The sequence below is a fragment of the Mycobacterium sp. TY815 genome, assembly GCF_030755135.1.
In the GTDB taxonomy this organism is placed as follows: Bacteria; Actinomycetota; Actinomycetes; order Mycobacteriales; family Mycobacteriaceae; genus Mycobacterium.
Window position 1 is genome coordinate 2,702,320 of the sequence record NZ_JAUFRX010000001.1, and the last position, 20,910, is coordinate 2,723,229.

Annotated in this window: 21 protein-coding genes; 8 read left to right on the top strand and 13 right to left on the bottom strand. The window is 65.1% G+C overall.

The genetic code is table 11. The features are described from left to right. Positions 1 to 22: 22 nt before the first annotated feature. Entirely contained in the window at positions 23 to 928 is a 906-nt protein-coding gene (locus tag QXK92_RS11585) for a 2-oxo acid dehydrogenase subunit E2 (protein WP_306241763.1), read from the top strand. A gap of 8 nt (positions 929 to 936) precedes the next feature. On the opposite strand, the gene QXK92_RS11590 is transcribed toward QXK92_RS11585, so the two are convergent. Further along, entirely contained in the window at positions 937 to 2,100 is a 1,164-nt protein-coding gene (locus tag QXK92_RS11590) for a PE domain-containing protein (RefSeq protein ID WP_371934508.1), read from the bottom strand. 119 nt (positions 2,101 to 2,219) lie between these two features. On the opposite strand from QXK92_RS11590, the gene QXK92_RS11595 reads away from it, so the two are divergent. Next, positions 2,220 to 2,675 (top strand): PE family protein, encoded by a 456-nt coding sequence (locus QXK92_RS11595; RefSeq protein ID WP_306241764.1) that lies wholly within the window; start codon positions 2,220 to 2,222, stop codon positions 2,673 to 2,675. Between the two features lie 27 nt (positions 2,676 to 2,702). Here QXK92_RS11595 and QXK92_RS11600 read toward each other — a convergent pair whose 3' ends face one another. From QXK92_RS11600 to QXK92_RS11615, 4 genes are all read right to left on the bottom strand, one after another. Beyond that, the gene (locus tag QXK92_RS11600) at positions 2,703 to 3,470 is read right to left on the bottom strand and encodes a hypothetical protein (protein ID WP_306241765.1); all 768 of its coding nucleotides are present in this window, start codon (positions 3,468 to 3,470) and stop codon (positions 2,703 to 2,705) included. Between the two features lie 17 nt (positions 3,471 to 3,487). Further along, positions 3,488 to 6,031 (bottom strand): glycoside hydrolase domain-containing protein, encoded by a 2,544-nt coding sequence (locus QXK92_RS11605; RefSeq protein ID WP_306241766.1) that lies wholly within the window; start codon positions 6,029 to 6,031, stop codon positions 3,488 to 3,490. Positions 6,032 to 6,136: 105 nt separating this feature from the next. Next, positions 6,137 to 7,282, bottom strand: a complete 1,146-nt coding sequence (locus tag QXK92_RS11610) for a peptidoglycan-binding protein (protein WP_306241767.1) — start codon at positions 7,280 to 7,282, stop codon at positions 6,137 to 6,139. Between the two features lie 215 nt (positions 7,283 to 7,497). Continuing rightward, positions 7,498 to 8,064, bottom strand: a complete 567-nt coding sequence (locus tag QXK92_RS11615; protein ID WP_306241768.1) for a hypothetical protein — start codon at positions 8,062 to 8,064, stop codon at positions 7,498 to 7,500. Between the two features lie 152 nt (positions 8,065 to 8,216). On the opposite strand from QXK92_RS11615, the gene QXK92_RS11620 reads away from it, so the two are divergent. Continuing rightward, on the top strand, positions 8,217 to 8,636 hold the full coding sequence (locus tag QXK92_RS11620; protein ID WP_306241769.1) for a hypothetical protein: 420 nt from the start codon (positions 8,217 to 8,219) through the stop codon (positions 8,634 to 8,636). 18 nt (positions 8,637 to 8,654) lie between these two features. On the opposite strand, the gene QXK92_RS11625 is transcribed toward QXK92_RS11620, so the two are convergent. Then, positions 8,655 to 8,957: a hypothetical protein gene (locus QXK92_RS11625; protein ID WP_306244346.1), complete on the bottom strand. Its 303-nt coding sequence runs from the start codon at positions 8,955 to 8,957 to the stop codon at positions 8,655 to 8,657. A 196-nt stretch (positions 8,958 to 9,153) separates the two neighbouring features. On the opposite strand from QXK92_RS11625, the gene QXK92_RS11630 reads away from it, so the two are divergent. Then, positions 9,154 to 10,053: a universal stress protein gene (locus QXK92_RS11630; RefSeq protein WP_306241770.1), complete on the top strand. Its 900-nt coding sequence runs from the start codon at positions 9,154 to 9,156 to the stop codon at positions 10,051 to 10,053. A gap of 17 nt (positions 10,054 to 10,070) precedes the next feature. On the opposite strand, the gene QXK92_RS11635 is transcribed toward QXK92_RS11630, so the two are convergent. From QXK92_RS11635 to QXK92_RS11645, 3 genes are all read right to left on the bottom strand, one after another. Then, on the bottom strand, positions 10,071 to 10,874 hold the full coding sequence (locus tag QXK92_RS11635; RefSeq protein WP_306241771.1) for a crotonase/enoyl-CoA hydratase family protein: 804 nt from the start codon (positions 10,872 to 10,874) through the stop codon (positions 10,071 to 10,073). A 46-nt stretch (positions 10,875 to 10,920) separates the two neighbouring features. After that, the gene (locus QXK92_RS11640; protein WP_306241772.1) at positions 10,921 to 11,691 is read right to left on the bottom strand and encodes a DUF1206 domain-containing protein; all 771 of its coding nucleotides are present in this window, start codon (positions 11,689 to 11,691) and stop codon (positions 10,921 to 10,923) included. A 182-nt stretch (positions 11,692 to 11,873) separates the two neighbouring features. Continuing rightward, on the bottom strand, positions 11,874 to 12,089 hold the full coding sequence (locus QXK92_RS11645) for a hypothetical protein (protein WP_306241773.1): 216 nt from the start codon (positions 12,087 to 12,089) through the stop codon (positions 11,874 to 11,876). Between the two features lie 161 nt (positions 12,090 to 12,250). On the opposite strand from QXK92_RS11645, the gene QXK92_RS11650 reads away from it, so the two are divergent. From QXK92_RS11650 to QXK92_RS11660, 3 genes are all read left to right on the top strand, one after another. Beyond that, entirely contained in the window at positions 12,251 to 12,562 is a 312-nt protein-coding gene (locus tag QXK92_RS11650; protein WP_306241774.1) for a hypothetical protein, read from the top strand. Between the two features lie 121 nt (positions 12,563 to 12,683). Next, on the top strand, positions 12,684 to 13,475 hold the full coding sequence (locus tag QXK92_RS11655) for a methyltransferase (protein WP_306241775.1): 792 nt from the start codon (positions 12,684 to 12,686) through the stop codon (positions 13,473 to 13,475). Positions 13,476 to 13,675: 200 nt separating this feature from the next. Further along, positions 13,676 to 14,050: an FKBP-type peptidyl-prolyl cis-trans isomerase gene (locus QXK92_RS11660; protein ID WP_306241777.1), complete on the top strand. Its 375-nt coding sequence runs from the start codon at positions 13,676 to 13,678 to the stop codon at positions 14,048 to 14,050. A gap of 89 nt (positions 14,051 to 14,139) precedes the next feature. On the opposite strand, the gene QXK92_RS11665 is transcribed toward QXK92_RS11660, so the two are convergent. From QXK92_RS11665 to QXK92_RS11680, 4 genes are all read right to left on the bottom strand, one after another. After that, complete coding sequence (locus QXK92_RS11665) at positions 14,140 to 15,348, bottom strand: MFS transporter (RefSeq protein ID WP_306244347.1); 1,209 nt, start codon at positions 15,346 to 15,348, stop codon at positions 14,140 to 14,142. Between the two features lie 149 nt (positions 15,349 to 15,497). Beyond that, on the bottom strand, positions 15,498 to 18,650 hold the full coding sequence (locus tag QXK92_RS11670; RefSeq protein WP_306241778.1) for a cytochrome P450: 3,153 nt from the start codon (positions 18,648 to 18,650) through the stop codon (positions 15,498 to 15,500). Between the two features lie 43 nt (positions 18,651 to 18,693). Beyond that, positions 18,694 to 18,888, bottom strand: a complete 195-nt coding sequence (locus tag QXK92_RS11675; RefSeq protein WP_306241779.1) for a ferredoxin — start codon at positions 18,886 to 18,888, stop codon at positions 18,694 to 18,696. Next, the gene (locus tag QXK92_RS11680; protein WP_306241780.1) at positions 18,885 to 20,165 is read right to left on the bottom strand and encodes a cytochrome P450; all 1,281 of its coding nucleotides are present in this window, start codon (positions 20,163 to 20,165) and stop codon (positions 18,885 to 18,887) included. The genes QXK92_RS11675 and QXK92_RS11680 overlap by 4 nt, the downstream gene beginning before the upstream one ends. Before the next feature lie 102 nt (positions 20,166 to 20,267). Between QXK92_RS11680 and QXK92_RS11685 the strand changes: the two genes are divergently transcribed. After that, positions 20,268 to 20,903 carry a TetR family transcriptional regulator gene (locus tag QXK92_RS11685; RefSeq protein ID WP_306241781.1) on the top strand — a complete coding sequence of 212 codons (636 nt, stop codon included), beginning with the start codon at positions 20,268 to 20,270 and terminating at the stop codon, positions 20,901 to 20,903. Positions 20,904 to 20,910: the final 7 nt, after the last annotated feature.

Consider the following 20,910-nt stretch of genomic DNA (forward strand, 5'->3'; position numbering starts at 1 on the left):
TGTGGTCACCGATTCTCAAACGATGACCGAGACCACGCCAGCCATCCCGTTCTCCGTCTGGCGAAAGATCGCCATGGCGACCTGGCGGCCGCGGACAGACCCGACTATTTCGGCCACGATCGACGTCGAAGCCGGTCAGCTGCTCGATTACATCGACCAGGTTCGCCTGGCGACCGGCCAGCACATCACCCCCGTAGACCTCGTCGGCCGGGCTGCGGGCAAGGTCGTCGAAGCCCTGCCCGGCCTCAACGGCCGCGTGGTATTCGGGAGCTTCCTGCCGTCCCCCACCATCGACTGCTTCTTCGTCGTATCGCTTCGCACCGATCCGGTGGCCGGGGTGGAGGCAGCCAGGACCGATCTATCCGGCACCGTTGTGCGCCGCATCAACGAGAAGCCGCCGTGGGCGATCGCCAAGGAGCTGGCCGATCGGGCCGGCCGGATCCGTCACGACAACGACCCGCAGTTCAAGAAGATGAAGGCGATGGTCAAAGGGCTGCCGCCGCTGCTGCTGCGCCCCCTGATGGCCGGCGTCGGATTCGTCACCGAGAGCCTGCAACTGCCGCTTCCGTTCACCGGCCTCGAAGCCCGCCCGTACGGATCCATCCTCGTCAGCAACGTCGGGACCTACGGCCTCGATTCAGCCGCCGCCCCGGTGCCGAACTTCTGCCACGTGCCCATCACAATCCTGATCGGTGCCGTGACCGACAAGGTGCTGGCGCGAGACGGTCAACCCGTCGTCCGTCCGGTGTTGCCTCTGACGATCAATCTCGACCACCGGTTCGTCGACGGCTACCAGGCGGCGACGATGGCCCGGATCTTTCGCGAGTATCTCGCTGATCCCGCCGCGTTCGACCCGGTGCCTGCGGCGATCCCGTCGGGCGAGCGGGAGCCCGCGCAGTCTGATGCGAAAAGCCCGGCGACCGCCTAAACCCGCGGTCAGGCCGCGATGCCGAGTTGCTGGTTGATACCAGGCCAGTAGGGCAGACCGCTCGGAGTGAGCAGGATGAAGTCGTGAATCCCGGTTTGATTCAGGATGAAACTGAACGGAGCACCCTGCGCGACGGCCGCTTGCTGCAGGATCGCCGCTTGCTGGACGAGTGGGTCCAGGGCGCCGGAGTAGACGTAGGTCGGGGGAAGCCCGGCAAGCGACCCGTACAGGGGGCTCACCATCGGGTTGGTCGTGGACAGACCGCCTGCCCAGATCCCACCGAGACCGCCGCTGTTGCCGACGTCCAGCCACGGCGATAGCAGCACCATGGACGACGGGACAGGCTGACCCTGGCCGACCAGGTACTGGACTGAGGCCAGGGCGAGGTTGCCGCCGGCGGAGTCGCCGACCACGCTGACATTGGCCGCCCCATGCTGGGTGATCAGCGAGGAAATCAGTCCCGCCGTTCGGGGCACCACCCAGCTGGCGGTACCGCCTTCCTGCACGAGCGGGTAGATCGGCACCTGGAAGGTCGCGCCGGTCTGGTAGGCCGTCACCGAGTAGTTGATCCAGTGGAAGAACGACGCCGGGAAGATGAACGCACCGCCGTGCAGGCCGACGACGTATTCGCCAGTCGGGTTGGCCGGCGTGATCTGTACGACGCGCATTCCGTCATACGACGTGAACTGGACGGTCTGGCCCAGCAGCGCGTTCAGCAGCGGTGGTGGCGAGTTGCCCAGGAACCACGACAACGGCGGGGCGTCGCTGGCGATCAGCGCCAGCAGCGGAGAACCCTGCACCGATGTCAGCGATGCGAATCCGGCGGCCAGCGTGGTAGGGATCTGCTGAATGCTGAGCACCGTCTGCTCGAATGCCGCCAACGGGGCAGCGCTTGCCGCCTCAGCGGAGGCATACGCTCCGGCCGCGCCGGCCAATGCCTGCGTGAACCGCTCCTGGAACACGGCCACCTGGGCGCTGAGTACTTGATAGCCCTCGCCGTGGGCGGAGAACAGCGTCGCGACCGCCGCCGACACCTCGTCCTCGGCCGCGGCCAATACCGCTGTGGTGGCGCCCGCGATGGTCTCGTTTGCGCTGGCGACCGCCGAACCGATGGAAGATACGTCGGTGGCCGCAGCAGACATCAATTCGGGAAACGCAACAACGTAAGACACAGCGCCGCTCCACCCTTCGATCGCCCGATTGTCGGGAGCTTAAGCCGCCGTGCAGCGTTCGGGAAGCGGTTTGCCGGAAACCGATGTCGGCCGTGGTCGGCGTGGATATGCTGCCGAAGATGCAGGTTGCGCCGGAAAGTCTCATCAGCGCGTCACGTCATTTGGCGGCCATCGGGTCCGATCTGGATTGCGCCCATCTGCGGGCAGCGGCACCGACAACGAACATCGCCAGCGCCGCGGGCGATGAGGTGTCGACGGCGATCGCCGGGTTGTTCGGCTCGCACGCCGAGGAGTTTCAGCAGGTCTCGTTGCAGGCGGCCGCGTTTCACGAGCGGTTCACGCAGGCCCTGACCAACGGCGCCCACGCATATGCGAGCGCGGAGGCGTCCAACGCCGCGGCGTTGTCGGCCGCCGCGCCCGCCGCGGACGACAATCCCTGGACATTTCTCGTCCAGTTGGGAGCCCTGATCCTGGCGCCGCCCATTTTCGTTGCGTTGCTGGGCCTCGCGTCGACTCTGCTGGCGACTTACTGGGCGGCGACGCTGTTCAGCACGATCGTGCTGGGCAACGCGTAGCGCTGCTTGCCCCGGGGAGCCTGGCGCTCAGCCGGTGATTACGCCCCACCCATTAGGGCCCCAGCCGACAGTCTCCGGTATCGCGCGTGTTGTTGCGGCTACTCGAAACGCGCGACCGTTGTCGTTGATGTCGATCGCGCCTTGCTTGCCATCGTCAGCAGACCACTGCAGCGTCGCAGTCCACTCACAGGTGCACGTGGTCGTCACGGCACTGATCCGCAGATTCTCGGGCGCAGCGCTACTGACGGTGTGAGGCAGCTTCTCGTCGGTCTCCGCTGTTACTGCAACCGGAGTTGCATCCAAGTTCAACCCGAACTGATACGTGTCCGTTGGCCCCTTCTGCCTCATCAGGACCACGTATGCCCCCCGCAGCGGCTCGGCCCTCGACACGACGTTGACGGTGATCCTCTGGATCACCACATGGTGCCCGTGCAGGCCCTGCAGCCTGAGCTCGACGACGTTGCCGCTGGCGGGAATGCCGCCGTTGTCCGATGCCCACCGGTCAACGTCACCGTGCTCGGGCGGCAAAGGCAATTGCGCAGGGGGCGTGGCGAATACCCAGCCGTTGTCGAACTCCACCGGTGACGGAACGGTGACCACTACCGCGAGATACTGCGGCGGGTGCAAGAGCTCGTTGATCCAACGCACACCCGCCGTCACCCCCAAAGTAAGGAGTGGGATCACCACCGCGGACGTGAGGACTGCCCCCACCCATACCCGTGTCTTCGTCCACCGCGCGCGCCGCCGGCCGGCGGTCGCGTCCGGTACCTCGGGTGCCTGTCCTGGCGCGCTCATCGTGCCCGGCCGACCGGTCAGGTGCCCTGCATAGACGCTGCGCCGCTTGGCTTTCTGCTCCGAGTGGCGGTCTTCTTCCGGGCGGGTGTTCGCCGCGAGCGCGAGGCCAACGGCGTGGCCGAACCGGGCTCCGCGGCTGCTGCGAGCGATGGAGTGACCGTCTGGTCGCCGTCTGCCCGCTTGAGAACCTCTGCCACGGCATCCACCAGAGTCCTGCCGTCGAGTTGCGGCCAGCCCTTGCCGTCGGGACCCAGCAACTGCTCCCAAATCTCCTGCAGCAGAATGTGATCGGTGGGTTCCGCCTTCTTCGGCTCCTCGACCTGCGTCGTCAACTTGCCGAACTGGTCGAACATACCGAGCATCGCCTTCTTCACCTCACCGCGGAACCATTTCATGTCCATGTCGCCCGGGTCCGGCTTGCCCTGTTTGTTGATGCCGAGAGGATTCTCCGCGCCGGCCCATTCCTTGTGCCCGATGACATGGCTTGCGTCGTCGTAGCCCAGCTTCGTGAGCACCGCCGCACTGGCGTCGCGCATGGTGTTGATCTGCGCGGGCGGCCACGTCTCATTGCCCGGATAGTGTGCCCCTGGTTGCCACGCGCACTCGAAGCCGATCAGCCTCGTGTTGCCACAGCCGTCGGGGATTCCCGGATAACAGCCGGGACCGGCGTGATTGCACGGACCGATAGCGACCAGGTGGAACTTCCCGTCGGAGGTGATCAACCCTTGCGACAGCGGGCCCGGCAGCCACCCTCCGGGTTGCATCACACCATCGCGGATGACCTCCCACTTTTCGTTGACGTTTCCGGTGTGATGGATCATCACCCCCCAGATCGGTCCCATTGAACTGGAACCGTTTTCACCACATCCGGTGCCACGGTCCTGCCAGCCGTCGTGAACGACCAGACGGTCGCCCAGCGCTTGGCGCAGAACTTCCTCCAACCACACAGGGTCCCCGGTGTACGGCATTTCTTTTCCTCCCTCTGGTGCTCCGGCGAAGCGTTCGAACATCTCGCCGGCTTTTGTCCTGCGGCTGCGAATTTCATCGAGATAATCGCGGCGCGCGTCCGGATCGTTGTATGCGTCGTCGGCGGACGTTTCACCGGGACGCTGCTGGAGCCAGAAGATGTTCTTCCAGATGTCCGACGATGCCCCTGCACTGCAACGCTTCTCGTCGAGCCGGTCGAGAAACACCCGAATGTTCTCGTTGGGATCGTCGCGGCCCGGGTAACTTCCGTCCTGTTGGTAGATACCGTGCCAAGCGCCGCCGCCGCCCTGCGCATCTGGGCGCAACCCCGACTCCTGAATCGCCGTCGACAGGCAGGCGATCGCTTCCTCGCGGTTGTAGCGGCGTCGCAGGGTTTCACCGATGATGACTTCGGCGACGGTATCGAAGCCGGACTGTCGGGTCAGCGAACCCAGCCGTTTCAGCGCCATCCAGCGCTCCGAATATTGTTGCACGGCAGCACTTGGTGCGGTGACGTCCCATTGGCCGAAGTCCTCCCGCAGGATGCGATTGCGATCTACGCCCACGCCGCCGACGCTCTGTTTGTCGATCTCGAACTGGTGCAGGTGGGCCGCCGGATGAACCTGCCCGCCGCTATGTCCCTCATCCCAGTTGTGCATCCAGAAGTACGTGCCGATGCCGTCTCGGATTGCCCAGTCGATACAGGGGTAATTGCAGTAGATGCCCATCCGCTCCTTGCCGAGCCGCTCCTGCCAGGCCAGCAAGTAGGGTCGGCACTGGGTGTTCCACTCCTGTTCGCTGGGGCAGGCGTCGATCGACACGTAGATCGGGGCGGTGTCCGGCCCGCCCGCTTCGGTATGCAGTTGCTGTCCACGTTCGGCGTCTTTATATCCCTGCGCCGCCCCGCCTTTCCAGTCGGCGGTGTCGGCCTTGCCGAACTGGTAGTTCGACACCACCACCAGGCCGTGGGCACGCAGGTCGTCGGCCTCCGCTTTGCGCAACGGCTTTCCCTGCATCCAGGTTGCGCGCGGATCCGACACGTAACGCACGGCGCCGGCGTACCCGGCGGCCTTGATCTGCTCGGCGCTGGGAACGCCGGCCGAGTAGTCGAGGAGGATCTGCCCGATGAGTGACTGTGCTGCTTGCAGTTTCGGAGCCTGGCGCGGGTCGACGGCGTCCTTGAGCCACGTCTTGTTCGGGTCACGGTCCGGCCCGCCACTGCGCCCGGGCGGGCCCCAGGTCTCGAAGTGCAGATGCGGGCCTGAGGAACTACCCTCGGAGCCCACCACCGCTATCTGTTGGCCGGCCCGCACGGTGTCGTTGGTTCGCCACGGTTTACCGGTGTCGGGGTTGACCAGTGATGACGGGGGCATGTGTCCGACGACGAAGTCCAGGCCCCATTCCTGCTGCGCGTCGATCCACAACCACGAACCGAAACCGCCTGGATCGTCATTGATTCCGACATGGACGAAGAATCCGTCGGCGGGCGCGTAGATCGGCGTTCCGTAGTTCGCCGCGATGTCGACACCACGGTGGTCGGGGCGGTCATCGGTGCGGTACCCGCTGCTGTCACCGGTATAAGTGCCAGGTGCCAACGGGTGGTACTTGACTTTAGTGGGACTATCAATCCTCAACTGGCGAGCTGGTTTTGGCTTTGTGGCGTGTTTTGATGCCATGATTCGTTTCTTTCTCTGCACACGTCATGCATTGGCCGGACTGGGTGTTGGCGGTGCCACCAGGCGACCGGTGAGCAAGCTCCGCACCCAGTTCACGCCTTCGTTGACGTCGTACGGGGAATAGTGCGGGTTCGGTTTGTCGTGGACGAAGACGACCCCGGAGATGATCGCCTCGATGATGGCCCATATCTCTTCGAGGGGCCGGCTGAACAGCTTGCTGATCTGGAACGCCAGCGAGATCGGGTCCGAGAAGAAGTCGCCGCGGGCGGCGGCCTGGTACACCGCCGCTTTCGCCTTGCTGGCGTTGTCGTCGCCGTTCTCGGCGAAGATGTCGCCCTCGCGGTAGACGTCCATCCAGTTGTCCGGCTTGACCGGGAAGCCGGGCAGGCCGAAGCGCCGGTAGGGATCCAGGCCATGTGTTCCAGTCTTTTTGATCCAACCGGTGGCCCAGGGAGCGATGCTGTCGGTTTGACGGCACGGGTTGCCGTAAGCCAGGACGCCGAGTAGGTCGGCCTCCCGCCACTCGAGCGGCTTGCCTGGTGCGAGATGGTTCATCCAGAAGTCGAAGCCGACGATGGCACCCTGACTGAATATCCCGAGCACCCACTTGGTGCCCGCCGGGAACGGCACCCCGTTGTCCATTACGGTCGCCCCGACCAGGCGGGCGAGTTCGTTCTCCCCGCTGGCGTTGTCGAACGGGAGGGCCGCGTTGTTATAGGCGATCGGCTGATGGCGGCACAGCCCCTCGCCTTCCAGCTGAGTCGCCGTGTCGGCCACCGGGCCGAAGAACATGTCCGACTGGTGCCCTTCGACGGTGAACATGATCGGCAGGGTCGGCGCGGAGCCCGAGCGCACCCTGTCACCGGTTCCGGGCGCCGGATAGCTGCCCAGCCGTTGCCGCACAGCGAGATTGGCGACCGCACGCCCGCTCGCGTCGCGGATGATCGGCAACCCGGTGCGCTGACAGAACTGTTCGACCGCGCGGGCCACCAGTTCGTCGTAGTTCGGTTGGGCTACCACTCCCAGATCGCGCGCCCACTGATATTTGTCGTGCAGTTTGGCCGTCAGCAGCCTGATCGCATCCCAGTTCGGGGCGTCGCGCGGGGTGTCGGGACTGTCGACGTCACCCACTCCCAAACCGATCCACTGTCCGTTCGCGTCATTCGCCATGTGGATCTCCTGCCTGACTGCCAGGACGAAAGTTCGGCCAGATGCCCTGGAGCGTCTGGCGTCGGCCCCCTCGCCAACAGCGACTTCGCCTATCGCCCATGATCTTCACCACCCCGCCCACCAGGGGATGCTTTGATCACAGCACCGGAGCGAACACGTCGATAGAGTCGAAAGTCCTAACTTGATTCAGTTTGTGCAGCAACGGAATTGAGTTGCTAATCGAGTACTTTCCAGGAGTTGGGACCGCCCTCCGCGGCCGAGCTGGTGCCGGACTCCACCCCCGAACAACTACCGCTGCGGGTTGTCCGCCATTGCCCCGGACCGGAGTGGTCGAGCACGGTTCCGTCCAGGCTGAACTCGAAGGTGGTCGGCACCGACGTGTCCGTCTGCCATCGGCAGCGCGGGTCGTTCGCGTCATGGCCGGTCTGATGAGTCGTCCACGTCCCCGTCATCGTCATCCCGGACAAGGTGCCGGTGAAGCTTCCGGTGTACGTATCCGCTTGATATGGCTGGTCCCAAGTCGCTGTGCAGGTGACCGCGGTGTCGACGACGTGGCAGTCCTGCACCGGCCCGTAGCTGTCACCACCGATCCGGAAGTGCTTCATCGGCGGCAGGCCGGCACCGTTCTGGTCCCGCGAGGTGGTGGTGCTGGAGGTAGTGCTGGATGGTCCAGTGATGATCGTGAACGGCGCAACCGGAGGCTTACTCGGTGTCGAGCCGCAGCCCGCGAGCGCGAATGCCGTCGACGCTGCCGCAACGGACCGAAATAAGTTTGCCCACATCAGGTTCGCCAGTATCGGCGCCCGCGCACATCGCGATTAGAGACTAAGGACCCTGGTTTTCGGGCCATAAGTCAGCCACCCATCCAGACGGGACCGAATAGAGTCAGCGGATGCGGTTATGGCGGTTTGGGGCGTTGGCTACATTGGGTGCGATGGCGATCTCGGTCGCACCGGCAGTCGCCGCACCCGGTGACCCACCGGTTGATGACCTCGACGGCTATCCGCTCGCCCCGGGCACCTACACCACCTCGTACCGCTCGTGGGTCTACTTCACCACTCCGGACGGGCGGTCATGCGGCCTCGCCCCCAACGGCGGTCCGGTTGGATGTGACGCGGTGCCCGCAGACGCCCCACCCGGCACCAACCAAACCTTCGCCGACGCGACCCACCCCGCCGAGTACCGTCATTCGGACACCAAGACTTTCACCGGCAACGTGACCGTGCTACCCGCTGGATACCGGGTGCAGACCCTCGGCGGTGTGTGCGCGGTCGACAACCAGGGTGCCGTGCACTGCCATACCGAGGGCAGCCACGGGTTCATTCTGTCGACGAGTCACGGGGTGCTCTGGTAAATGGCTGGTTCCTGAAGCCTATTCGCCCGGCTCCTTGACTTCTGCCTGCCATCGAGCGCGGCGCTGTTCTTCGCTCGCCTCCCACCATGGCGGTGAACCACGCTCCCCCAGAGCAACTTTCGTAGCATTGACACCCGCGCGGGCGGTCGACTCCGCAGGCGTTCCCTTGGTGCGACGCACCTCCCGGCGCCAGGCCATCAATATCCGGACGAGCTCTTGCCTGCGATCGTCGGGAATCGACGGATCCGTTGCGCGCCATTTGCGACCGTCAACGACGATGTAGTGCCCGTCATCGGTGGGTTCGGGTGCTCGATTGGAAATGCGCCACTCCTATCAGCCGACACTCTGGATACCCACCGCCATCGGGGCGGACACCGAACGCCTGAAGCTCCGCCGCGGCCTTCGAGCGCCAAACAGTGTCTTTGGTCCTTCGGCTTGCATCTCTTCGGCCCTGATAGTCACTACCTCGCTGAGTGATGCTGCGGGTGGGTAAATGGCCGATCAGAAAAGAGCCGACATGTGGCATCCACCACGCGGCGCGATCCTGGTATGCGTTGATGGCTCGGCCGCGGCGCTGGGTGCCGTCCGATGGGCGGCCCGCGATGCGGTGCTGCGGGGCGCCCCTTTGGCTCTGGTCCACATCTCCGACGCCGCCTTGCCGGAGTGGTTCGAGATCGCCGCGCCGCCCGGCTTCAGGCAATGGCAGGGGCAGCGGGCCCGCGATTTCATCGCGACGGCGATCACGGTCGCCGAGGAGTGCACTGCGGCGTCGGGTCCCGTGCAGATCGATAGCCAGGTGTTCAATTCGGCCATCGTCCCGACGCTCGTGGGCCTCTCCGCAGAGGTGGAGATGCTCGTGGTCGGCCACCGCGGACATGGCGGCGTGTTGGCCGGTGGCGGCCTGGGCTCGGTGAGTTCGGCACTGGTCTACCACGCGCATTGTGCGGTCGCCGTGACCCACGACGATCAAACCGTGAACGGCCATGTCGCGCGGGCGCCGGTGTTGGTGGGCATCGACGGCTCACCGGCATCGGAAGCGGCGACGGCCATTGCATTTGCGGAAGCATCGCGTCGAGGTGTCGCCCTCATGGCCTTGCACGTGTGGACCGAACCCTGGGTTTCCGGCTACTGGGGGTCGTTCCAGGACGCGACGTGGGACGCTCGGCTATCCGAGGAGGAGGAGAGCCTCGCTGAGCGGCTGGCCGGTTGGCCCGAACGCTATCCCGAGGTGCCGATCCGGCGCATCATCGAAATTGGCGATCCCGCACGGTGTTTGATCGAGGCTTCCAAGCAGGCACAGCTGCTCGTGGTCGGCAGCCACGGCTGCAGCTGGTTCCGCGGCAAGCTGCTGGGATCGGTCGGGGCGGCGGCCGTCAGCAGGGCGAAGGTGCCCGTGATCGTCGCGCGTCAGTCCTGAATCCCAGATGGCTCACGCTAAGCCGGGTTGGCGAAAACCGGCCGCTCCCCGGACATTCCAGCGACCACAGCAGCGATTTGGTTGGGCGAGCCGATCAGTCCGGTTTGCAACTCTGATTCGAGGGCGAGAGCAGCCGCGGGGTCATTGCTGACCCAGGTCTGGTCGTACAAGCGCTTCGCGGCACGGACGGCATGCGGCGACTTCTGCGCGATCTCGTCCGCGAGCGCAAGCGCCGCCGACAACGGGTCCGCGGCGGTTCGGGTGACCAAGCCGAGCTCGGAACCCTCACTGCCGGAAACGATGCGGCCAGTGAACGTCAACTCTTTCGCGACGTCGATAGGTAGGAGTCTCGGCAACGTCTGTGTGATTCCCATGTCGGGAACGAGGCCCCACTTGATCTCCATGACGCTCAGCTTCGCGTCGGGCGCGGCGATGCGGATGTCGGCGCCGAGCGCGATCTGCAGACCGCCGCCGAAGCAGTTGCCATGGATCGCGGCGATGACTGGCGCCGGTACCAACGACCAGTCGTAGCTCACGCGCTGGGCGAGGTTCGCCGGCCCGTCTCCGTCTCGGGTCAACAAGACGCCCGTGCCTCGTTCGCCGCCCATGAAACTTGCCACGTCCAGGCCTGAGCAGAAGCTCTTGCCCTCACCGTGCAGCACGACCGCGCGGACCGAGGTATCACGTCGGAGTTGCGCGGCGGCATCCACCAGGCCATCGAACATCGCCTGATCGAGCGCATTGTGCTTGTCGGCGCGCACCATCGTTGCCGTTGCCACACCGTTGTCTGCGATCCGAACCCGGACTCTGTCTTCGCTCACGAAGAGCAATCTATCGCGGGCACGCAGAGCGCCGGCCGGGACCGCGCTAGGTGGCGGGGCGGTAGCGCGCCTCGGCGAACGAGAACAATCCGTAGGCGAAGAGGCCGACGGCGATCAGCCAGAGGACCAGCTGTCCCCAGCTCTGGCCGGCGAGTTCGGCCAACAACCCGGACAATCCCTTGGCGTTCTTCGGGTCGAAGGTCAGGCCGGCGATGACGAAGAAGAAGCCGACGCCGATGGCCACCAGTCCGCTGCCCACGTAACCCGCCCGGCCCAGCGCTTCGATGACCTTGCGCTTGTCCTGGCTCAGGCCTCCGGTGCGCTTCATGAACTCGCAGTTGATGGCGTGTTTGTAGATCTCGTAGCCACCGAAGCCGATAGCGCCGAGGCCGACGATCAGCACGATCCAACGTCCGCCGGGCAGGCCCATGACCACCCCGGCGGCATGCTCCTGGCCCTCGCCACCACCGGCGCCGGGGACCGCGCCGGCATCGCCGCCCCAGTTCGCGATGAGAATCGACAGCGACGCCAGCGCCGCACCGCTGTAGAGAACGCCCTTGCCCGCGTATTTGGCCCGATGGCTGCCGTCGGACCCTTCGATCGGATCACCGGAGACGGCCTGGCTGAATTTCCACACCACCAGCGCGATCAAAGCCACCGTCAGGGCGATCAGCAGGAACTTGCCGAACGGCGCCTGCGCGACGGTCTGGATCGCCCCGGTCTTACTGGCGCCGGCCGAGGAGCCATCACCCATCGCGACCTTGATCGCCAGGAAACCCAAGAGCGCATACAGCGCTCCCTTACCGATCAGGCCCACCCTCGCGACCTTGGATCTGACGTCACCCGCATGCCTCTGTGCACTGACAGTAGTTCTGCTCATCGCGTACTCGCCTCCGCCTAGTGGACCGCTGTGCAATAAGCGATTACCCACCGCGAAGGCGCGCGACGCGCACCCGCGTCAATTCATGCGAGTTGGCACAGCCCCGGTCCCGAAGAGCGCTACGACTCGGCGCCCCGTTCGGACGGGCCACCTTCGCCCGGATCGCGCCCGGCAGCGCGCTCGCTCCGGCGGTTGTCATTGAGCTGCTGAATGACGCTTTGCGTGTCGCTGTCGCGCAGCCCGAAGTCCTTGCAGGCCGAGCGGATCTCGGCCTCGGTGAACATCGGCACGGGCGCTTTGTCCCCCCAGCCCCAGTTGGGTCGGTCTTCGTTCAACGGAACTCCACAGCCACCGATTGCTCCTTCGGGTGTCGTCCGACGTTACGACCAAGATATGCGCCTGACCTACGCAAGGTCTTGGGAGGCCCGGCCCTGCGCAAGAGTTCCGCAAGGCGTCAGGCGCACGCGGTGGTGACCAACGACGAGAGAGATCCAACATGAGCCGACGAATCGCGGCACTCGCGTCCGCTATGTTGACCGGCTGTGGCGTGGGGCTGGCCGCCCCGGCCCAGGCGGGACCCTTACCACCACACACCTGGTGCCCAGGCAACCCGATGGTGTACTCCCGTTACGACATGTCGTCGGGACCGGGAGTTGGCTACCGATGGGACATGAATGTCTGCCACACCTGGTACTGGGTCAAGAACTCGGCCGGCAACGTTCCGTACCAGGGGCAGCTCCCGAGCGACGTGTGGGACGGAGACAATCCGCCTCCCGTCAAAGAGGATTCGTGCGACTTCTGCTCGTAGGAAGCGGCGCAGACACAGTCCCTCACAGCCGTGCTGATCGCGTACTGATAGAAGTTGTTCTACTGCGGCAGGCGTTATCGCTCAGACATGCTCGCCGATGTCAGCTCTCGAAGGGAGCTTGATGAACTGGTACACCGGCAACACCACCTACGACACCGTCGTGACGATAGGTCTGGTCATCGCGGCATTGGTGATCATCGGCGGCCTGTTCGCGCAGAGTCCTTACGGCCGATTCGGCGCGACGGCGCGCGGGGTGAATCTCAATCCGAAGCTCGGCTGGTGGCTGATGGAGATACCCGCGACCGTGGTGTTCGCCATTTTCTACCTCACCGGGCCAAGCCGATTCGACGCCACGCCGCTCGTCCTCGCGGCCATCTGGCTCATGCATTACGGCAACCGGGGTTGGTTCTTCCCGCTCTCGATCAGACAGGTGCCGGGCAAACGCGGCAGCTTCAACATCGTCGTGCTCGCCTTCGGAATGGTGATCACCACGATGCACGGCTACCTCAATGGCGCGTTCTTCAGCCACGACTACAAGCACCAGTACGGCTCCGATTGGTTGACCGATCCACGGTTTCTGGTCGGGCTGGTGGTCTACCTCAGCGGATTCATCCTGCTGGTCCGGTCGGAGTCGATCGTGCGCAACCTGCGCGACAAGGCGAACCCGGGCGCAACCGAGTACAAGATCCCGTACGGCGGGGGGTTCCGGTTCGTCACCAGCCCGGCATATCTGGGCGAGCTGATCGCATGGGCGGGGTTCGCCCTGCTGACCTGGTCGCTCGCCGGAGTGATCATTTTTCTGATCACGGCGGGCAATTTGGTCCCGCGGGCGTTCGCCACTCACAAGTGGTACCAGGAGAAATTCCCTGACTACCCGCCCGAGCGAAAAGCGTTGATACCCGGACTGATCTGATCAGGTCAACGCTGCGACCGGCGTTTCCGCCGCCGGGAGGACGCTCGCCGACAAGCACGATCTCCTTTCGTCGGCGCTCAACGCCGCGATGCGCGCCGGCCACATCAAGGCCAAGCCCGGCAGCCGGAGTCCGGCTTCCATGACGCGAGCGTGCCCCCCGTCGACGAGCCCACCGGCGACCATCTGCCAAGGTGGTGAGCATGACTGCACAGAAGCCCGAGATCGATTTCCCCGGCGGCGAGCCGCCCACCGACCTGATCATCACCGACGTCGTCGAGGGCGACGGCGCGGAGGCTACCTCCGGAAAGACGGTGGTCGTGCACTACGTCGGCGTGGCTCACTCCACCGGCGAGGAGTTCGACGCTTCGTATAACCGCGGTGACCCGTTGACGTTCCAACTCGGCGTCGGCCAGGTCATCCAGGGCTGGGACCGGGGCGTGCAGGGCATGAAGGTCGGCGGTCGCCGGCAGCTGCACATCCCCGCCCACCTCGCCTACGGCGACCGTGGCGCCGGCGGCGTCATCAAGCCCGGCGAGTCGCTGATCTTCGTGGTCGACCTGCTCGACGTCAGGTAGCCGCGACCAAGGCTGGCTGGCGTGGACCGAGTCGGGAGTCTTGCAGCGGCCCACCCACGCTAAAGCGTTGTGGTGCACTGCTATTGGTATCAGACGTAGCGGTTGCGGCCCGCGAGGGCGCCCATCGTCATCTGCAGTGCGTAGATCACCAGCACGAAGATCCACGGCACGGTCCAACCGCTGGTGACGTCATGAAGCAGCCCGAAGAGGAACGGGCCGACGCCGGCAAGCAGGTAACCAAAGCCCTGCGCCATCCCTGACAACTGCGCGGTGTCCTCGGTGGTGCGAGCGCGCAGTGCAATCACGGTGAGCGCCAATGAGAAGACGCTCATACCCAGGCCGACGAGCACACTCCACAACAGCGGCGCCGCAGCCGGATTGATCAGCAAACCTACGACTCCGACAAGTCCGATGACACCCAGCGCGACTATCCAGCCACTCTGGCTGCCGGATCGAGCCGCCATCGGCGCGAGGAAAATGCTGATCGGCACGGCGATCAGCGACATCAGGCCGACAAGCATCCCCGCGGTCGCCTTGGGCACACCGCTGTCGATGAACACCTCGGGCAGCCAGCCCAACATGATGTATGCGAGTGTGGACTGGAAACCGAAGAACAGAGTTACCATCCACGCCAAGCGATTTCGTAGCAGCGATCCGCCCGTGGGACGGGCCGGCAGCTCGGCAGAGCTCACTCGCCGGGCACCCACAAGCCACGCGATCAGGGCCAGCAGCGCGAGGGCGGCCCAGCCGCCGAGCGCGCCACGCCAACTACCGAACGCAGACTCCATCGGCGGTGTCAGCGCCGACCCCATCGCGCCGCCACCCTGCAGGGCAGCGGTGTAAATGCCCGTCATCACCCCGATCTGAGCGGGGAACGACCCCTTGATGACCACCGGGATCAACACGTTGATCAATGCGATGCCGCCGGTGGCCACCACAGTGCCCGAGATGACAACGGAGGGTCCGTCGAGTACGCGCAACAGCAGGCCGACGACCAGTGTCACCAACGCGGCGCTGATGGCGTGCTGCAGTCCGATCCGGCGGGCCAGCCACGGCGCAGCGAGTCCGGCGGCGGCAAAACACAGTCCGGGCAGCGTGGTGAGCACTCCGGCCCAGGTGGCCGACGCGCCAAGCGATTCGCGCATCACGCCGAGTAGCGGCCCCACGCTGGTAAGCGCGGGTCGCAGGTTCAGCGCCGTAAGCACCACCGCGGCGATCAGCAGGCCACCGCCCGCTACCTTGACGGCCGGGCGGATCTCGTCAAGAGTGGCTGCGCCGTAATCGGCTTCGGCGCGCATGTCTGCCACTTCACAACTCGTTGAACTCTTCGGTGAATGAACCATCGGCAGGCGTATACCCCGATGAGCCGAGTCTCAGCGAGGCGCTGGGTGTGGACCGCAGCACAGTGCGAGAGGCGGTGCGCGCCTGACACACGCCGGAACCTGTTTCAGCCGGCCCACACATCCTCGACGTAGTGGTCGGATTCGATGAGACCGTTCAGCCAGTTGCGGGCCTGGGCTTCGTCAGCGCCCGTCCGTGCGCGGTAAATGTCGAGGAACGACCCGCGAACCGCGGGCGCCATCCGCGCGCCGTCACCACAGATGTAGACGTGGGCGTCCTTGGCCGGGTCACCCAACAGGTTCCAGACGTCGTCGGCGTCCGCGGTGATCCGGTCCTGCACGTAGCGAACCCCGTTTTGCGGCGCCCGAGAGAAGGCCGGGCGCATCTGCACGATGCCCAGGGCCTCGGCCTGTTCGAACCGGTCTCGGAAGATGTAATCGACCTCCGGGTCACGCACCCCGAAAAAGCACAACGCAGGCTCCACCGGCGCTCCGGCCTCCTGTGCGGCCAGCCGGTCGCCGAGGAAACCGAGGAACGGTGCGACGCCGGTACCGGCACTGACCAGTATCACGTTCTTGGCCGGATCGGCACCGGCCCGGAACGCCTGGCGGGCCGGGTCAACCCGCGCACGGATGGTTTGTCCTGGTTGAACTGTCGCGAGGTAGTTGGACGCGACACCTTTGAACAAACCGCGCCCCGAGCGAGCCGGCGCATCAAGCACGCTGACGACCAGTCCGACCGTGCGTGGTGACCGCAGTGACGACGATGCGATGGAATAGTGCCGCGGCACCATGGGGTCGAGCAGTTCGAGAAGTTCGGCGCCGGTGAGAACGCAAGCCGGATATTCGTCGAGGCATTCCAGCACGCTGAACGGGCAGCCGTCTGGGGCCTCGGCGAGTTCGGTAAGCCGCTGACGCTCGGCGGGATTGCTGTTGGCCGCCGCGAGACTGCGCAATTGGCTGCTAGTAGCCGGCTTCTGTAATTCGACGAAGTGCGTCAGCAGTTCTCGAACGCTGACCTCTCGGTCCAGCGCGATGAGCCGTCGTGAGCTGCGCCGCGGGTTGATTGCCAGCCGCAGTCCCGGGTCGAGGCCCAGTTGGGTCAGAACGGTGTCGACCACCTCGGGCGGGTTGTCGGCCATCACCGTGAGGTGGTCACCCGTTTGGTAGTCGACGCCGTCGGGAAGTTCCACGCGCACATTGGTTTTGGCTTGCCCAAGCCCGGGGCTGACCAGTTCGGTTCTCTCGACGACCGTCATCGGGATCACCGACGAACGTGCGTCCATTGCCGCCGTCACCGGACCCACGATCTGGCGCAGTTCGTAGAGCGGTTCGGCCGCATCCGTGAGCGGGGCGGCGTCGGGGTCACCGAAGCGTTCCGCCAACGACGACCACAGCGCGGCGGCGAACTCCTCGATCGTGCCGACCATGTCCCCCGAAGTGTCTGCCGCTGCCAGCGGAACCAATCGGTTCGCGTGCAACTCGCCGAGGCGCTCGTCGATGCGCCGCGGGACCGCCTGGTAGGTGTCGGCCCAATTGTGGTCACCCACCCCAAGGACTGCCACGTTGGGTATCGGGTTCAGCGTGGTATCCGTGTCGAGCAGCCAGCTGAGGAAGGCCCGCGCATCGTCAGTCGGCTGCCCGTTATAAGACGAGGCGATGATCACGACGGCCTCGGCTTCGGGGAAACCACCCGCGGCGTCGTCGAGCGGCGCCACGGTCGTCACGCAGCCTAAAGCCGTTGCATCGTCGGCGAATTGGCGGGCCAGAGCGCGGCAGGTGCCGAGGTTGGAGCCGTGCAAGATGGCCAGCCTGGTACCGGCCGTGATGGCCGTGGGGTGCTGCGCCGCACTCTGCGCACCGCCCGCCTCAACGCCGGGTGTGTCGGTCTTGCGGTCCTGTGCGGTGCGCCGGAGGACATCGAGCCGGAAGCCGATCGGCCGGCGACTGTTCGGCGTTTCCCACTGCGGCACATAGTGATAAGCGTCGATGAGACGATACCGATGTATCACCCGGGCAAGTGCCATGGCGGCCTCGTGCAGCGCGAATTGGCGGCCGATGCAGGATCGCGCACCGGTTCCGAAAGGTTTGAAGAGCGCGGTCGGCCTGCCCGCCGAGCGTTCGGGAGCGAAGCGGTCGGGATCGAAGAATTCCACATTGTCGCCCCACTGCGGCTGGCGATGCAATGCGCCGGTGAGTACCGTGACCGCCTCGCCGCGTTTGATCGGGTACTTGCCACCGATCACCGTGTCTTCCAACGCCATTCGATCGAACTGCAACACCGGTGGGGAAAGTCGCAAAGTTTCCTCGATGACCTGCCGCAGATAGGTCAGCTTGCCGATGTCGTCGTAGCCGGGCAGGTAGTCGTCTTCGGGTCCGAAAACGGTGTCCACCTCGGCCTGCACCCGATGCAACACCGCCGGACTGCTGACGATGTTGAACAGCGCATTGGGCATCAACTCCGACGTGGTGAGTTGACCGGCGATCAAAAAGGTCAGGATCTGGTTGCGGATGTTGTCGGTCTGCAGAACCGGATTGCCGTCCGCGTCTCGTTGCAGCATCAGCGCCAACAGATCCTCGGACTCACGCCCACCGGATTGATGCTCGGCTATGAGCCCGTCGATGAACGCGTGCAAGGTGGCCAATTCCTCGTTGAACACCGGCGTCGCCGTCCCAGATCCCAACTCACCCATAGCCGTTGTGAAGCTCTGCGGGATCGGAGCCAGGCCCGGGCACTCGAAAGAGTCGAAACGCGAACCGAATCCGGCCAGCGCCACGGTGTCCATCGCCAGCTTCTGCAAGTCGTTCGACACATCGACCGGTCCGACTCCCACGCTGGCGTCCCACCGGTCGATCAGCTTGCAGTTGATGTCCAGCATCGAGCCGTGATACGCGCGCAATCCCGCGTAACTGAAACCCGGTAACAGCACATCGTGCGCCTTTTGCCAGTTGGGCTCGCCGTGGTAGGCCGTGAACAGACCGTCACCGGCCAGCGGCCTGACTCGGGCCAGGGTTGCCGTCAGGTTCTTGGCGAACCGGCTTTCGTCGCACAACTCGGTCACGAGTTCCAGCGAGCACGCGTAGAGCTTTCTGATACCGCCGCCGAAGTCCGCATAGAACAACGGGCCATGCAATTCACCGAGTAGGTCCACGGGCAATGCCCGGGGCCGGCCTACTAATTGGTCGGGGCCGGGCAGGGGTCCCTCGGCCGAGGGGACACCGGGAAGGTCCGGGGGCGGCGACGGATGAAACTCACTCATGTCGGCAGCATAGGTTTCGACCCAGTTCGTCGCTCGGAAAACCTCAGTCCTCGACGATGCTGAGCGCCTGCGTCGGGCAGCTCTCGCACGCCTGCTCGAGATCCCCGCGCCGGTCGGCACCGATGTCCTCGATCAAAATGTTCATGACGCCGTCGGGTCCGACCTCGAAGATGTCGGGGGCGACGGCCTCGCACAGTCCGATCGAGGAGCACTTCGTGCGATCGACGACGACTTTCATTTCTTCGTCTCGGGGGTGAACTCCACGCGCATGGACAACACGGTGTGGAAGAAGTTGCCGGTGCCCAACTCCGGCTCACCGACCGTGTGGATGTCGGGCAGGCGGGTCAACAGTTCCCGGAAGGTGACTGACAGCTGCCGGCGGGCCAGTTGTGCGCCCAAGCAATGGTGGATCCCTCCGCCACCGAAGGCGACGTGCTTATTCGGCGAACGCGAAAGATCAAGCCGCTCAGGATGATCGAACACCTCGGTGTCCTGGTTGGCCGAGGAGTAGAACATGATCACCTTGTCGCCCTGAGTGATGTGCTGACCACCCAGTTCGGTGTCGTGCGCGGCGGTGCGCCGGAACGTCATGATCGGGGTGGCCCACCGGACGATCTCCTCGATGGCCAGTGGCATCCGACCGTCGAGATCCTCCATCAGCCAGGCCCGCTGCTCCGGGAAGTCGGTGAGCGCTTTCATGCCGTGCGACGTGGACTGCCGCGTGGTGTCGTTGCCGGCGACGATCAACAGGAAGAAGATCGACGAAATCTCCTCGTCGGTCAGCCGTTCGCCGTCGACCTCGGCCTGCACCAGTGCGGTGACCAGATCGTCCTCGGGCTTGCGCCGCCGTGCTTCGACAAGTTCCATCGCAATGGCGTTCACCGTTACGATCGCCTGCGCCACCCGGGCCAGCGGTTCGGACCCCTCCAGCAGCCGCGGATCACGCCAGCCGTCGACGAACTCCGACTCGTGAGCGATCGTGCGCCGGTGCTCCTCGGGGATGCCCGCCATATCGCAGATGTTGTGCATCGGCACCAGCCTGGCTACCTCATTGACGAAGTCCGCCTCGCCCTTGTCGGCGATGCCGTCGACCACGCGCCGGGCATTGGCCACGATGTGATCGTCGATGCGCGCCAACTGTTTTGGGGTGAACGCCGCGGCCATCAGCCGCCGCAACTTCGTGTGCCGCGGCGGGTCCATCGCGATGAACCCCTGGGCCGCGTCCAGCATCTCCTTGGGAATCGACTCGAACGCGATGCCCTCGCCGGACAGGAAGTCCTGCGGCCGCCGGGTGACCTCGACCAGATCGGCGTGCCGCACTACGGCCCAGAAGCCCTGATCGTTGGCATCCTCGAACAGTCCGTTGTTTACCGGCCGGTGCCACGAGATCGGGCGCTCGGCGCGCAGTTCGGCGAACGTCTTCTCGCGGTCCCGCCAGGTGCCGGACCAGAAAGCCAGCGACGACAGATCGGCGGGATCGTACGGACGCTCTGTCCGCGTATAGGCGAGAGTCATGGTGCCTCCAAAGCATTGTGGTATCCGTCACTGTAGACAATAATCTGAAAATGTCGACAGCAATCGACAATCTTCGGTTTTCGTCAGCTAGACTCCCTCTTGATGACCGTCGTAGACCTCCGCGCCGAAACCCGCGCCTATGGCCGCTCCCGCCTGCGCGAACTGGCCCTCGACGCGGCGCGGGACGTGGTTCTCGACCGCGGATGGTCGGCGGTGCGGATGGGTGCGATCGCCACCGCCATCGGCGTCAGTCGCGCCAGTGTGCACGCGGAGTTCGGGACCAAAGACGATCTGGGGCAGGCACTGGTGCTGCGCGAGGTGCGCATCTTTTTCGAGGAGATGAGCAACCGCTTGGCACAACGCCCCGGCGACCTGCCCGGCGCGATAGGGGACGCCGTCAGCTACATGCTTGACGAGACGCGCGACAATCCGCTGCTGCAGACCATCCTGACCCGCGCCCCGGTCGACGGCGACACGTCGTTGTTGCCGCTAGTGACGACTCGCGGTGAACCCCTGATCGCGGACGCCGTGGCAATCCTGAGCACCTGGTTGACCGATCAGTGGCCGGAGCTCCCCGCCTCCGATGTTGATCTGATGGCGGAATCCGTTGTGCGAACGGGCTTGAGCCACATCCTGACGCAGACCGAGCCGAAGGACGACGTCGCACGGAATCTCGCCCTGCTGGCATGCCGATGCCTGAAATTCCCCGATCCTGACTCCGGCCGGACTCCTCGGTAGATCGCCG